The following is a 14,925-nucleotide window of genomic DNA, read 5'->3' as shown; positions in this document are numbered from 1 at the left end:
TCAGCCCCGGTACGCCTTGGCGGCCTCGGCCTCCAGTCGGGCCTGGGTCCCGGCGACGTCCTTCGGGTTCTTCAGGAAGTCCTGGAGCGCCTTCCACTCGCCCTTGCCGGGCGTCCCGCCGAACGACTGCGGCATCTGGTCCGACATGTCGAAGCGGAAGGCGTCGCCCGCCCCGATCAGCGCCGCCGCGATCTCCCGCTGCACGTCGTTGGGGTACGCGGCCTTGTCGAGGCCCTTGTTGGGGGAGAGGAAGCCGCCCTCGGCCGCCCAGATCCGGGCCGCTTCGGGCGAGGCGAGGAAGGTCAGCAGGGCCTGCGCCCCCTTGCCGTCCTTGAGCGCCACCGCCGCGTCGCCGCCGGTCACCACCGGCGCCGTGCCGCCGTCGCCGACGGCCGGGAACGGGAACACCTTCGCGTCCGTCCCGACCTTGGCGCCGGTCTGCGCGATGTTGACCGCCGAGAAGTCGCCCTCGAAGACCATCGCGGCCTTCGCCCGGTCGCCGCCGGTGAAGGTCTGCGTCACCGAGACGGGGAACTCCGTCTGCAGTGCCCCGTTCGTGCCGCCCGCGAGCAGCGCCGGCTTGCCGAACAGCTCGGCGAGCGTCGTCAGCGCGCGGCCGACCGACGGATCCGTCCACTTGAGGGTGTGCTTCGCCAGCTGGTCGTACTTCTCGGGACCCGCCTGGGAGAGATAGACGTTCTCGAACCAGTCGGTCAGCGTCCAGCCGTCCGCGCCGCCCACGGAGACCGGCGTGACACCCGAGGCCGAGATCGTCTCGGCGGTGGCGAGCAGCTCCTTCCACGTCTTCGGCTCGCTCGCGCCCGCGTTGTCGAACACGGCGGTGTTGTACCAGACCAGGGACTTGTTGGCGGCCTTGAAGTACACCCCGTACGGGGTGCCGTCGACCGCCCCCAGGTCCTGCCAGCCCTTCGAGTAGTTCTTCGCCAGCTGGGCCCTGGCCTCCGGGCCGAGCGGCTTGAGCCACTTCTGCGTGGCGGCCTGCCGGATCGCGCCGACCTGCGGCAGCATCGCCACGTCCGGCGGCGAACCGCCGGCGATCTTCGTGCCGAGGAAGTTCACGATCGGGTCCTGCGCGGGCACGAAGGTGACGGTCGCGCCCGTGCGCTTCTCGAACTCCTTCAGGACCTTGACGAAGTTCTCCTGCTCGGGGCCCGTCCAGACGGCCGCGACCTCGATCTTCTCGCCCTTCAAGGACGGTAACGAGAGCCCGCCGCCGCTCGCGCTGGGCGCGGGCGCGCCCGGCTCCTTGTCGCCGCCCCCGCCACAGGCGGTGGCCGTCAGGACGGCCACCGCCGCCACCGCGACGATCCGAAGAGTTCTGCTGCCCCGCATCCGAGCCCCGCCTCTCCCGCGCTTCCTGGTCCCGTGGGCTCAGGTCTACGCCGGGCGCCCCGGGCCCGCAATACCGCCTTCCGGGTCGAGCGGGGGATCGTGATGGGCTCGTGACGTGCCGTCAGGCGTGCGTGGGCGACGTCAGCGGCGGTACGGGAGTGGCCTCGACGGACCGCGCGGCCCGGTCCAGGGCGCTCGCGAGCAGGGCCAGATCCGTCGGGCCGTTGCCCAGCTCGCGGACCGGTCGGCGGGTCGGCGGATCGCCCATCCGCTCCCACTCCAGCGGGACCACCGTCGGACGCAGCGTCGCCGTGCGCGGGATGCGCCCCGTGACCCGGCCCGTCTGGAAAGGAGTCACCCGCCCATCCGGGTGCCCGAGGCGCCCCCGGCCCGGCTGCGGCTCGTCGGGACCGGCCGTCACCGGCGGCGGATCGAGCACGATCCGCAGCCGCGCGCCGTGCGCCAGCTCCGTGTCCACCGTCCGGTCCGGCCGCGCCGACGCGGCGATCAGGTGCACCCCGAGCCGCGCCCCGTTGCGCGCGACGGCCTCCAGGGCCCGCACCACCGACCCGGCCGCCGGCCGCCCCGGCGCGCCCAGCGCGGGCGCGACCAGCGCGTCGAAGTCGTCCACGAGCACGACGAGCCGCGGCAACGAACCCGCACCCTCGGCGGCCGGCTGCGGCACCTGCACCGGCGCCCCGCCGCCGTCACCGCGCGGGGTACGCCCGCTGGGCAGATACGTGAGGTCGTCGGCGCCCGCCCGATGGGCGCGGGCACTCGGACGCTCCCCCAGGTCCCCCGCCCCGGACCGGGACAGCCGCCCGCTCGGCGAGTCGCCGAGCAGATCGGAGCCGGGGGGCGGGGTGTGGGGGCCGCCCGGGTAGGACGTGCGGCTGCCGGAACGGTCGGCCAGGTCGCCGGTCCCGGTAGCGGGACGGGGCAGGCGGGCGCTGGGGGTGTCGCCGAGGTCGCCGCCGCTCGTGCGGAGGGTGCGGCTGCTCGGGCGGTCGCCGAGGAGGTCCGAGCCGGGGGGCGGAGTGTGTGGGCTGTTGCCCGGGTACGGGGTGCGGCTGTTGGTGCGGTCGCCGGGGTTGCCCGTCCCGGGGCGGGGCAGGCGGCTGCTGGGGGTGTCGCCGAGGTCGCCGCCGTTGGCGCGGAGGGTGCGGCTGCTCGGGCGGTCGCCGAGGAGGTCGGAACCGGGGGGTGGAGTGTGGTGGCCGGTGCCCGGGTACGGGGTGCGGCTGTTGGTCCGGTCGCCCGGGAGGTCGGAGCCGGGGGGCGGGGTGTGCTGGCCGGTGCTCGGGTACGGGGTGCGGCTGCTGGTGCGGTCGCCCAGAAGGTCCGAGCCGGGGGGCGGAGTGTGTGGGCCGCTGCCCGGGTACGGCGTCCTGCTGCCGGTGCGGTCGCCGGGGTTGCCCGTCCCCGGGCGGGGCAGGCGGGTGCTCGGGGTGTCGCCCAGGTCGCCGCCGCTCGTGCGCAGGGTGCGGCCGCTCGGGCGGTCGGGCAGGTCCGCCGCGCCCGCGCGGGCGTCGGGGATGCGGGCGGTGGCGCGGGCCGTCGGGGAGACGGACTCGGCGGGGCTCGCGGCGCGCTGGCCGATCAGCCGGCCGGAACGGCGGTCCGCGAAGTGGGTGTCGCCCAGCAGCTGCGCGCGGCGCTTCAGCTCGCCGCCCAGCGCCTGCGCGAACTCCCGCATCCGCACCGGGTCGGAGGCGACCAGATGCTCCGTCACGTGCGGCAGCTCCGTACAGGCCGCGAGTCCCTCGCCGCGCTCCCCGCCCGCGCCGTCGACCAGGAGCAGCCCCAGCCGGTCGGGGCGCCCACCCGCCGCCAGGGAGGCGGCGATGGCCCGCAGCAGCTCCGTGCGGCCACTGCCCGCCGGGCCCTCGATCAGCAGGTGCGGGCCCTCCGCCGTGAGGTCCACGGCCACCGGCCCGCGCGGGCCCGCGCCCAGCACCGCCGTACCGTCCGCGGCCGAGGCCCAGCGCGCCATCAGCGACGCCGGGGTGGCCCGGGCCAGACCCAGCTCGTCCAGGAGCCGCGCCGAGGGCGGCAGGACGGCGGACCGCCCCTGGCCCGCGCCCGAGCCCGTCTCCGTACGCAAAGGGGCCAGCGCCCGCCCGAACCGCTCGGCCCACGCCACGGACACCGCGTCCACCACGCCGACCGTGCCGTGCCCCGCCACCCGGCCGCCGGCCGTCCGCAGCAGCCGCAGCGCCGTGGCCACGTCGCCGCTGAGCAGCGCCGCCGCCCCGCACTCGCGGAAGGCGAAGGAACTGGCGCACGCCTCCTCGTACGTCGCCGCCACCGGGGAGGCGGGCGAGGCGGAGGGCGCCTCGGCGAGGCAGAGCAGATGGATGCCGGAGGCCGCGCCCGCCGCGGCGAGCCGCGCCGCCGTCTCGCGCAGCGCGGCGGAGCCGGGGTCGCCGTCCACGATGACGACCGTCGCCGGCCCCTCGTGGTGCGCGGCGGCCTCGGAGACCGTCGCCCGGTCCGCGCTGGGCCAGCCCGCGCCGAGCGGGCCGTCGTCCAGGCGCCGGGTGAGCTCCGTCAGCCGCGCCTGCGCCTGCTCCCGGTCGTACGCCAGGAGCAGCCGGCAGTCCTGGCCGTGCCCGGGCCGTACGTGCGGGAGCCAGCCGAGCCAGCCCCAGGCCCGGCGCCGCTCCTCCAGGGAGCGGTTCCGGTCGGCGCTGATCAGCACGATCTCCAGGTCGCCGGGGGAGTGCAGGGCGGCCAGCTGCGCGACGACCGAGCGGGCCAGACCCGCGAGCCGCGCGCCGGGACCGGCGAGCCCCAGCGAACCGGCCTCCCGCAGGCCGACGGTGACCGGCACCCCGGACAGCTCGGCGCGGTCCGTCGTGCCGAGCCGGACCACCAAGGCCTCGGGGTGGTCGAGATCCCGCTCCCACAGGCGCCGGCCGGGGCCGAGCGCGGTGAGCAGGACGGCGGCGGGGTCGGGCCAGCTGTCGGGCGAGGGGGCGGGGCCCGCGGCGGCGGTACCGGGCAGGCTGCCGGGTCTGGTCTCGGCGAAGGCCGGCACCGGAACCACGCCGTACTCGCCGGTCTCGCCGGTCCGCGCGTCGTCCTTGCCGCCCGCGAGCCGCCGGGCCCAGGCCCCGAGCCCGCGCTTGCGGGCCGGGGTCTGACGGGTCCGGCTGTGCGCCTCGATGCCGGGCTCGCCCTCGGAGCCGGTGGGCTCCTGCGCGCGCGTGTGGCCGTCGCCTGAGGCATCGCCGCCGAGGCCGGTGCCGATGCCCCGGGAGCCGCCGTAGGTGGCGCCTTCGGAGACCGTGCCCGGGCCGTGGGGCGGCGCGTAGGCGCTGGGGCGCGTCCCCTGACCCGTGTCGCCGGGTGCGTCCGTGGCGTCGGGGCCGGGGGCTCCGGCGCGGCGCACGCGCAGGTGGCCCTCGCCGTCCGGGGCGGTCGGGAGGGTGTCGTCGGGGGGTGAGTCGGAGGTGGTGGAGGGCCGGGCGGAGGCTCGGGTGCCGGAGCGGTCGGTGCTCCGGGAGCCGCCCGCGCCGCCCGTACCGTCGGACCGGTTCGTACGGCCGGACCCGCTCGTGTTCGTACCGTCGGACCGGCCCGTACCGCTCCCCCCGCCCCCGCCGGTCAGGCGCAACGCGGACTCGCCGACGCGCAGCACGGCGCCCGGCGGGAAGCGGACGGGCTGGGGGCCGACCGGGGCGCCGTCGAGGGTCGTCCCGTTCGTGGAGCCCTGGTCCGTGACCGTGACGCGGCCGTCGGGGCCGACCGTCACCGTGCAGTGGGCCCGCGAGACGTCCGGGTCGTCGAGCGGCACGTCCGCGTCGACGGAACGGCCGATTCTGATCGCTCCGCCGTGCAGCAGATGCACGCCGCCGGCGTCCGGTCCGGCCACCACGTGCAGGCGGGCCGGGGCGCCCTCGGCTATCCCCTCGTCGGGGCCGGGGACCTGGAGGGAGAGCACCGCCCCGTCGACCAGCGGCGGCTCGCCGAGCACGCAGCGCCGGGTGTCCAGCCGCTCCCCGCCCGCGTAGAGCACGGTCGTGCCGGAGGAGGAGGTGTCGGGGCCCGAGACGGCCGCGGCGAGGGAGGAGGCCACGGCGGCCAGCTCCGTCCCCGCGGGGGCGGTGACGAGCACGTCGCAGGTGCGCCCCGCGCCGTGGCCGGCGTGCGGCGCGAGGACGGTCAGCCGGATCTGCATCGCCGTCAGCGGTCCCTTCTGCGCGGCGCGCCCGGAGGGGGGAACCGCCCGCTGACTCCCCCCACCCGGCACGGACGCGTCGTCCGGTTCAGGTCGGCACGGTGCGAGGGCTCCCGACCCTCGACACGACGTGCTGTACGCATCCTCGCACCTGCCGCTGACAACCCGCCCACGGGTCGTCCAGAAGTGATCTTGTTCGATCACACGGCGACGCGAAAACGCCTGGTTGCGTATGTCTCGCGTCGCTTCCGGCAACCTCCGCCGCGTACCGGGCGTCTCCCTTCCGGAAGGGCCGGACCCGGTTCCCTCACGGGCCGGACCCGGCGACATCCCCCGGCCGGCCCCTTCGGACCCACCGGAATACGCCCTCCCGTGCACGGTCGATGACCCGTTCGGCGGCACTAAAGTGGGTCGGACACCCGGACGGGTCACAGAACACACAGGAACCCCGGGGATCCTCCTCAGACCCACCCGGGGCGTCCCGGGACCACGATCAGCAGGGAGCGCGTGACGTGCGGCCTATCGGCAGCAAGTACCTGCTCGAGGAGCCGCTCGGCCGCGGCGCCACGGGCACCGTCTGGCGAGCCCGCCAGACGGAGGCGGCCGGCGCCGACGCCGCCGTGCAGGGCCGGCCCGGCGAGGCCGTGGCGATCAAGGTCCTCAAGGAGGAGCTCTCCAACGACCCGGACATCGTGATGCGCTTCCTGCGCGAGCGGTCCGTGCTGCTCCGGCTGACCCACCCCAACATCGTGCGCACCCGCGACCTCGTCGTGGAGGGCGACCTCCTCGCCCTGGTCATGGACCTCGTCGACGGCCCCGACCTGCACCGCTACATCCGCGAGAACGGCCCGCTCACCCCGGTCGCCGCCGCGCTGCTGACCGCGCAGGTCGCCGACGCGCTCGCCGCGAGCCACGCCGCCGGCGTCGTCCACCGCGACCTCAAGCCCGCGAACGTGCTGCTCGACGAGCGGGACGGCGCCATGTTCCCGATGCTGACCGACTTCGGCATCGCGCGGCTCGCCGACTCCCCGGGCCTGACCCGCACCCACGAGTTCGTCGGCACGCCCGCGTACGTCGCCCCGGAGTCCGCCGAGGGCCGCCCGCAGACCTCCGCCGTCGACGTCTACGGCGCCGGCATCCTGCTGTACGAGCTGGTCACCGGGCGCCCGCCGTTCGCCGGCGGCACGGCCCTGGAGGTCCTGCACCGGCACCTGAGCGAGGAGCCGCGCCGCCCCTCGACCGTGCCCGGTCCGCTGTGGACCGTGATCGAGCGCTGCCTGAGCAAGAACCCGGACGGGCGCCCCAGCGCCGAGAACCTGGCCCGCGGCCTGCGCACCGTCGCCGCCGGCATCGGCGTGCACGCCACCCCCGCCCAGATCGAGGCCGCGGACGGCGTGGGCGCCCTGCTCGCCCCCGACCCGGCCCCGGCGCCCGTCCCGGAGACCCCGGGCACGGACCCGGCCGGCGCCACCCAGGTGCTGCCGAGCGGCGCCGCGCAGTACGACCCGGCGGCGCCGACCGGCGTGATGCCGACCGGCGGCCCGGCCGGCGCGGCGGACCCGACGGCGGTCCTCCCGGCGACCGGCGCGGCCGACCCGACCGCCGTGCTGCCCCCCGTACCGTCGCAGCCGCCGCAGACCCCGCCGCAGAGCGACGGCCCGCACCCGTGGGAGAGCCAGCTGCGGGCGGTCCGCGACCGCAACGAGCAGACGCAGATGCAGTACCTGGACCCGAGCGAGGACCCGCTGCGGCGCCGCCCGCAGCGCCGGCAGCCGCCGTACCCGGGGCAGGGCCCGCAGGGGCAGCAGCAGGGCCAGCACCCGGGCCAGCCGCCGCAGTACCAGCAGCGGCCCCCGCAGCATCAGCAGAACCAGCCGCCGCAGCAGTACCAGCAGCCGCAGCGCCCGCCACAGCATCAGCAGCCGCAGCAGTACCAGCAGCAGCCCCAGCCGTACGCGCCCCAGCCGCCCCAGCGGCGGGGGGCACCTCCCGGGCCGCAGGGCCCAGGGGGACAGTACGCGCCGCAGCCGCCGCAGCAGCAGTACGCGCCGCCGCAGCCGCCCCCGCAGTCCGCGCCGCCCGCCCCGGCGCCGCGCGAGCCGCGCCCGCCGCGTCAGCGTGGCGCCAACCCGATGCGGATCCCCGGCCTCGGCTGCCTCAAGGGCTGCCTGTTCACGATCGTGCTGTTCGTCGTCGCGGGCTGGCTCGTCTGGGAGCTGACCCCGCTCCAGGACTGGGTCGCCCAGGGCAAGGGCTACTGGCAGGCGATCGGCGACGGCATCAGCTCGATCTCCGACTGGGTCTCGTCGATCGGCGAATCCACCGGCGGCAGCGGTACTACCGGCGGTACGGGCCAGTAGGCACGGGCCGCACCACGGGGGCGGCCGACCCCGTTCGGGCACCCATGCTGTCTCTTTGTCGACTTCCGAGGGGTGATTTCCCCTCGGAAGTGCCGGTGGGCGCCCTCGGCCGCGTAACTTTGACGCGAACCGCAGCCGCTGAGGGAGCAGTCTTGGCACGGAATATCGGCAGCCGCTACACGGCCCACCAGATCCTCGGGCGGGGCAGCGCGGGCACGGTGTGGCTCGGCGAGGGACCCGAGGGGCCCGTCGCCATCAAGCTGCTGCGCGAGGACCTCGCCTCCGACCAGGAGCTCGTCGGCCGCTTCGTCCAGGAGCGCACCGCCCTGCTCGGACTCGACCACCCGCACGTCGTCTCCGTCCGCGACCTCGTCGTCGACGGCAACGACCTGGCGCTGGTCATGGACCTCATCCGCGGCACCGACCTGCGCACCCGCCTCGACCGGGAACGCCGGCTCGCCCCCGAGGCCGCCGTCGCGATCATCGCCGACGTCGCCGACGGCCTGGCCGCCGCCCACAAGGCCGGGGTCGTCCACCGGGACGTCAAGCCCGAGAACATCCTGCTCGACATGGAGGGCCCGCTCGGCCCCGGCGGCGCCCACCCCGCCCTCCTCACCGACTTCGGCGTCGCCAAGCTGATCGACACCCCCGGCCGCACCAAGGCCACCCGGATCATCGGCACCCCCGACTACCTCGCCCCCGAGATCGTCGAAGGCCTGCCGCCGCGCGCCGCCGTCGACATCTACGCCCTCGCGACCGTCCTGTACGAGCTGCTCGCCGGCTTCACGCCCTTCGGCGGCGGCCACCCCGGCGCCGTACTGCGCCGCCACGTCACCGAGACCGTCGTCCCGCTGCCCGGCATCCCCGAGGAGCTGTGGCAGCTGATCGTCCAGTGCCTCGCGAAGGCGCCCGCCTCCCGGCTGCGCGCCTCGGAGCTGGGCACCCGGCTGCGGGACGTGCTGCCGCTGCTCAAGGGCATCCCGCCGCTCGACGTGGACGAGCCCGACGCGGACCCGGCGGCGGAACCCGCGTACGAGGAGGACCCGTTCCCGACCGGTACGGGCGAGCCCGCCCCGCGCCGGGCCGCCGTCCCCCTCGTCCCCGGCGCCTCGACCGACTCCAACCGGGACACCCACACCTCCATGCGGGTCCCCGGCCCCGACGAGCTCTCCGGCGGCCCGCTGGGCACCGCCCGCGCCCCCCGCTCGGCGAGCGCCAGACGGCCCGGATCGGCCCGGCACAAGGCCGAGACGGTCCGCAAACGCCGGATCACGCTCACCGTCGCCGCGGTCGTCCTGGCGGCCGCGCTGGGGGCGGGCGGCTACCTGGCGGCGTCCGGGGACGCCGAGGCCCCGCCGCAGGACTCGAAGCAGTCCTCGCAGCCGTAGGCGGCCACAGGTCCGGCTCCGGGCCGGGAGCCGTTACGCTGGACGCGTGGCAGTCGTCGATGTATCCGAAGAGCTGAAGTCCCTCTCCTCGACCATGGGGTCGATCGAGGCCGTTCTGGACCTCGATAAGTTGAGGGCAGACATCGCCGTGCTCGAAGAGCAGGCCGCGGCCCCGTCCCTCTGGGACGACCCGGAGGCGGCGCAGAAGATCACCAGCAAGCTGTCGCACCTCCAGGCCGAGGTGCGCAAGGCCGAGACGCTGCGTGGCCGCATCGACGACCTCGGGGTGCTCTTCGAGCTCGCCGAGGAGATGGACGACCCGGACACCCGGGCCGAGGCCGAGACCGAGCTGACGGCCGTCCGCAAGGCGCTCGACGAGATGGAGGTCCGCACCCTCCTCTCCGGCGAGTACGACGAGCGCGAGGCGCTGGTCAACATCCGCGCCGAGGCCGGCGGCGTCGACGCCTCCGACTTCGCCGAGCGCCTCCAGCGCATGTACCTGCGCTGGGCCGAGCGGCACGGCTACTCGACGGAGATCTACGAGACCTCGTACGCGGAAGAGGCCGGCATCAAGTCGACCACCTTCGTGGTCAAGGCCCCCTACGCCTACGGCACCCTCTCCGTCGAGCAGGGCACCCACCGCCTGGTCCGCATCTCGCCCTTCGACAACCAGGGCCGCCGCCAGACCTCCTTCGCGGGCGTCGAGATCCTCCCGGTCGTCGAGTCCTCCGACCACGTCGAGATCGACGACTCGGACCTCCGCGTCGACGTCTACCGCGCCTCCGGCCCCGGAGGCCAGGGCGTCAACACGACCGACTCGGCGGTGCGCATCACCCACCTCCCGACCGGCATCGTGGTCTCCTGCCAGAACGAGCGCTCCCAGATCCAGAACAAGGCGAGCGCCATGAACGTCCTCCAGGCCAAGCTGCTGGAGCGCCAGCGCCAGGAGGAGCGCGCCAGGATGGACGCCCTCAAGGACAGCGGCAGCTCCTGGGGCAACCAGATGCGCTCCTACGTCCTCCACCCGTACCAGATGGTCAAGGACCTCCGCACGGAGTTCGAGGTCGGCAACCCGCAGTCCGTCCTGGACGGCGAGATCGACGGCTTCCTGGAGGCGGGCATCCGCTGGCGCAAGCAGCAGGAGCAGGCGAGCTAGTCGCCTTTTCTTCTTCACCACGGAGGGCCCCACTCGTGACCGAGCGGGGCCCTCCGCGCTGTGCCTGCGCGATCAGTCCAGACCGGGCACCGCACTCGGCGCGAGCGTCACCAGGTCGAACGCGTCGGCCCTGGCCTGAAGGCCAGCGGGCGAGAGGTTGACGTGGTCGCCCGAGTCGTACGCCGCGTCCGCGGCCGAGCTGATGACCCACGGCTGTGGGTCACGGGTGCTGGTGGCATCCGGGACGGCCAGCGCGGCCGCGGTGTCGACGTGGTCGACGTACGGTGCCGTGACGTCCCGCTGCTCGGAGATCCAGGCGTTGACGTTGACCCCGTTCAGGTCGTTGGCGTCCGTGCACCGGCTATAGCGGTAACAAGGCGTCATCGTGGTGAACACCGTCTTGATCCCCCAGGCGTAGAGCTCGTCGCGCAGCAGTCCGAGGGAGGCGTTCACCGTGGTGTCGTCCGTGCCCGAGACGATGTCCTGGACGCCCATGGAGACGACCGCCGTGCGCACGCCCGCCGTCGACAGGACATCGCGGTCGAGCCGGGTGAGGAGCGCTGGACTGCCGTCGTTGACGGTGATCCGGTTCCCGCGGATGGCCGCGCTGTGCATGCCCCAGGCCGGCAGCTTCGACTGGGGGTTCGCCCGCAGTCGGGTGGCCAGCCGGTGCATGAACGTGGGTGTGTTCATCACGGGTGTCGATCCCGTCCAGCCCGGGTCGACGATGTCGTCGCCGAGCACGGAGATGCCCGGCTGCGCGGTGTCACTGGCCACGTCGAGTCCGGAGAGCACGTTGGTGCAGTAGCACCGGAAGTTGCCCGTGGCGTTGAAGGTGTCGCCGGCGGAGTCCAGTGTGTGGTCACCGGAGCCGACCGGGGCCATGTACTGGAAGTCCCACGGGGAGTGGCTGTGCTGCACGAGGTACTGCGTGGAGTTCGCCAGGTGGTAGCTGACCAGCAGGTTGCGCCCGGCCGTCACGGGGAAGGCCAGTGGATCGCTGTAGACCTCGCCACCGGCCGGGATCGTGACGCTCTTGCCGCCGCCGAAGGTGAACTCCAGGGGCGGGCCGGTCGCGATGGCCGTGCCCCCGGATCTGGTGGCCACGGTGGCGCGCCCGATGTCGAGCGGCGTGGTGCCGTAGCTGTTGGAGAGACGGATACGGAGGGTGGGACCGCTGATCTGCGGAACCACAGCTACGCGGAAGGTCTGGTTCGAGTACGTCGTGCCCGAGAGGTAGTTGAACGCGCCCAGGCTCGGCGCGCTCCAGCCGGCGGTCCATGACGCCGTGAGCGGCGCTTTCTCCGTGTCGCGCACCGTCATGCCGAAGACGTGCAGCGCGGGGACGTTGGCGCCCACCTTGTCGGCGACGTCGGGCAGTGTCACCGAGGTGATCTCCTTGCCCGGCTTCAGCGGGACGGCGAACGCGTAGAGCCGCGACGGGATGTCCGCCTGGCCGCTCGTACCGTTCCGGTGCGGGAGGGAAACGGCGGACAGCCAGTAGTCGCCGCTGGAGCCCCAGTCCGGCGAGGCCAGGTAGTACGGGGAGCTGGTGCCGTCCGCGTAGTTGACGGTGCCACTGGCCGGTGAGCAGTCCGTCGGCGTGCCGGTCTTGTAGTCGCAGTCGGTCGCCGTCGTGCCCTCGCCGTCGGGGATGGCGGGAAGTGAGTGGTCGGCGGGGTTGCGGCCGTAGGCGACGTCGGCCTTGGTGCCGGTGACCAGGAAGACCAGTGCGCGTCCCTGCGCGCCGTTCATGAGGATCGTCTGGTTGGCGGCCAGGACGTTGTCCCGCCCCGAGCCGAAGGCGGGCAGGGTGAACGTGGCGCCGTTCACCGTGACGTTCCCGCCGCCCTTCCAGCCGGCGTCCGCCAGGTCCTGCTTGGAGATGCTGTACCCGGCGCCGTCGGCGTCCGCGGAGGCCGGCGCCGTGTCGTCGGAGACCGCGGTGTTGTTGAAGGCCGAGGCGAGGTTCGGGTATGTCGTGGGAGCGTGTCCGACCGCTGTGAACTCGTATCCGTACATCTCCGAGGCGTTGTTGGCCGCGTCCATCGCGTAGACCCAGAAGATGTGCGTGCCGGGGGTGGTCGGCGTGATCGACTTCGACCCGGCGTTGTTCGTGGCGGTCACGACCTGAGCGGCGGGCGGATTGCTGGTGGGAGGCCTCTGGTCGAGGCCCCAGACGAACTTGGAGGCGTTGTTGTTCGTGCTTCCCGGGTCGACCTTGAAGGTGAAGGTCCCGGCCGTACCGGCAGCCGCGCCGGGCTGGTGCTCGGGGTAGACGCCGTTGAGGGACGCGACCAGCGGGCGGGCAGGTGCGCGCCGGTCGACGGTGAAGTGGCAGACGGAGGCGTTGGCGCGGCTGTCCTTGCCGTCCGTGGCCGTGGCCTGCCAGGCGACCGTCGTGCCGTCGGCGAGGCCGTTGATGAACGTGGACGGCACCTGGACCGGTGCCTTGCTGCCGCTGGACACGTTGGCGCTGGTCAGCGAAAGCTTGTTCGGGGTCCCGTCGTCGATCCAGTACGAGTAGGTGCCGGCGAGCGTGTCCCTGTCGCCGTCGCTCAGTGCCGAGGTGAGGATCGGCGGGGTGGTAGAGACCGTCTTGCCGATGAGCGGGTACGGGGCGGTCGTGTCGCAGCCGTAGGCCGACGTGCCGATGTTCACCGACAGGGCGCTGGGCGCGTCGGGGACGTGGTTGTACGTGATGCTCATCGACGGGTTCGGCGCGAAGCGCTTGAACTTGTTCTTGTCGCCCTCGTCCGAGTTGAGCAGGGCGAAGGTCCAGCTAGCCGACCTGGCCGCCGCCACCTTGGCGATGGTGGACGTCACGTCGAAGCCGCCGGAGGGCTGGCTCGTGCACGCGGGGCCGTAGGCGCGGGTGGCCAGCTTGGCGACCAGGCCGGGGCGGGTGCTCCAACTCGTGCTCGCGCTGATGGCGTTGGAGGAGTACAGGTGGATGTCCGAGGAAAGGCTGCAACTCGCCGAGTACGTCTCGGTGGTGTTCACCGTGGCGCTGACGATGTGGGTGCTCCACACTGCGGACGGGATGCCCAGCTGGAAGTAGCTGCGCTCGCGGCCGACGCAGCCCGACCAGCCGTTGTAGCCGACGCCCGGGTTACCGTATGCCGTGGAGTCGTAGTTCTTCGCCGTCGCGCAGCCTTCCTGCACATGGACGAAGTGCTGCTTGGCGCCGGTCTGGTAGTGCGGACTCCATGAGGGGTCGATGAACACCGGGAACCGGGTGGCCGGGTCCTTCAGCATCCGTGCGTCGGGGGTGAGGGTCACCGCCGAGCCGTTCACGACGCTGCGCACGGGGGCGCTGCGCGCACCGCGGCCGGGGCCACGGCTGTCCGACGGGGCGTCCGGTGAGCTCGACACCGACGCGCCCGCGGAGGGCACGGCCTTGCCGGAGGGGCCGGCCGTGGCCGAGGAGTCCCACATCCGGGGAGCGGGGGCGCTGAAGAGCACCTGGCCGGCGGGGCTGGTGGCCTGGAGGTTGCCCTGGCCGTCGTCGTCAACGCGGACCCCGCTGGTACGGGTGGTCATCGCCAGGGACGCCAGCTCGGGGTTGGCGGCGGCCTCGGGTGTCTTGACGACGAGGACCTGAGTGAAGCCGCCGCGGGTGTCGGCGGTCAGCGTCAGGTCCACATCGGTCAGCACGTCGGGGTAGGTGATCGTGGAGCCCGAGACGGCCGGTTCGGGGAGGGACTTGGGCCACTTCAGCTGCAGCGTGGCCTTGCCGTTTCGCATGGTGACCAGGGGGCTGTCGCCGCCGCCGGAGAAGGAGAGGGGCGCCACCACCGCGGCCGCCCGGAACGTGCCGTCGGCGGCACGGTGGAGCGTGCTGTCCACCGGGATCCAGGCGCCGTTCCTGCGGACGCGCTGCGGCATGACACTGCTGGTCCAGGTGACCGTGCCGCCCGTGTGCGCGGTGACGAGGTCGGTCTCGCTCGTGAGCGCGTCCACCTGGACGGCCCGCCCGGTCCTCAGCGCTTCGCGCTGTGCGGCATCGAGAGCCTTTTCCTGAGAGGCCGTCAGGCCAGATTCCGCTACTTCCCGCATCGTGCCGAGTCGACCAGGTGGCGATTTATGCGGAATCGGTGCGGGTGTTCCCGCGCCCGGGGATATGGCGGAATTTCCTGTTCCGGAGCTTGTGGATGGATCGGCCATTGCCATACTCGGAACCGCTGCGGCCATGAGCGAAATGCAGGTCACGGCGGCCAGTCGGCGTCTGAACCGATTGCGCCCGCGTCTGGGATCGTGCATGCGAACCCCCCTGATGTCTGGTTGCAAAGATGATCGCGCGGGACGCTGCCACAAGCAGGCGGGTACGGCAAGGATTTTCCTTTGGGTGGCCGATTTAATTCGGTTGACACCTCTAATTACTTGCCGAGCGGGCGCGCTTTCCGATTTCTTTACCTTCGGCTTGTCAGGTGTGAGCCCATGGGAAGGACTTGCCCTGCTAGTTTCGCCCGCGCTGTCTCGGTC

The 14,925-nt window shown here is 73.7% G+C and carries 6 protein-coding genes; 3 read left to right on the top strand and 3 right to left on the bottom strand.

Features of this window, described 5'->3' with window-relative positions; genetic code table 11:
* Together ACZ3ZE_RS05655 and ACZ3ZE_RS05650 are read right to left on the bottom strand one after the other, a co-directional pair.
* Window positions 1-1,353: an ABC transporter substrate-binding protein gene (locus ACZ3ZE_RS05655; protein ID WP_361179546.1), complete on the bottom strand. Its 1,353-nt coding sequence runs from the start codon at window positions 1,351-1,353 to the stop codon at window positions 1-3.
* Window positions 1,354-1,474: 121 nt separating this feature from the next.
* The gene (locus ACZ3ZE_RS05650; protein ID WP_467257468.1) at window positions 1,475-5,536 is read right to left on the bottom strand and encodes an FtsK/SpoIIIE domain-containing protein; all 4,062 of its coding nucleotides are present in this window, start codon (window positions 5,534-5,536) and stop codon (window positions 1,475-1,477) included.
* 512 nt (window positions 5,537-6,048) lie between these two features.
* Here ACZ3ZE_RS05650 and ACZ3ZE_RS05645 point away from each other — a divergent pair.
* From ACZ3ZE_RS05645 to prfB, 3 genes are all read left to right on the top strand, one after another.
* Window positions 6,049-7,896 (top strand): serine/threonine-protein kinase, encoded by a 1,848-nt coding sequence (locus ACZ3ZE_RS05645; protein WP_361179550.1) that lies wholly within the window; start codon window positions 6,049-6,051, stop codon window positions 7,894-7,896.
* A 152-nt stretch (window positions 7,897-8,048) separates the two neighbouring features.
* Window positions 8,049-9,284 carry a serine/threonine-protein kinase gene (locus tag ACZ3ZE_RS05640; protein ID WP_361179553.1) on the top strand — a complete coding sequence of 412 codons (1,236 nt, stop codon included), beginning with the start codon at window positions 8,049-8,051 and terminating at the stop codon, window positions 9,282-9,284.
* Window positions 9,285-9,330: 46 nt separating this feature from the next.
* Window positions 9,331-10,440, top strand: a complete 1,110-nt coding sequence (gene prfB, locus ACZ3ZE_RS05635; protein ID WP_361179555.1) for a peptide chain release factor 2 — start codon at window positions 9,331-9,333, stop codon at window positions 10,438-10,440.
* Window positions 10,441-10,512: 72 nt separating this feature from the next.
* Here prfB and ACZ3ZE_RS05630 read toward each other — a convergent pair whose 3' ends face one another.
* A complete protein-coding gene (locus ACZ3ZE_RS05630; RefSeq protein WP_467257465.1) occupies window positions 10,513-14,403 on the bottom strand; it encodes a hypothetical protein in 3,891 nt (1,296 codons plus the stop codon).
* Window positions 14,404-14,925: the final 522 nt, after the last annotated feature.

The sequence above is a fragment of the Streptomyces sp. NPDC023157 genome (assembly GCF_055560575.1).
Note: the sequence above shows the minus strand (reverse complement) of the source record. Positions and strands in the feature narration are given on the sequence as shown.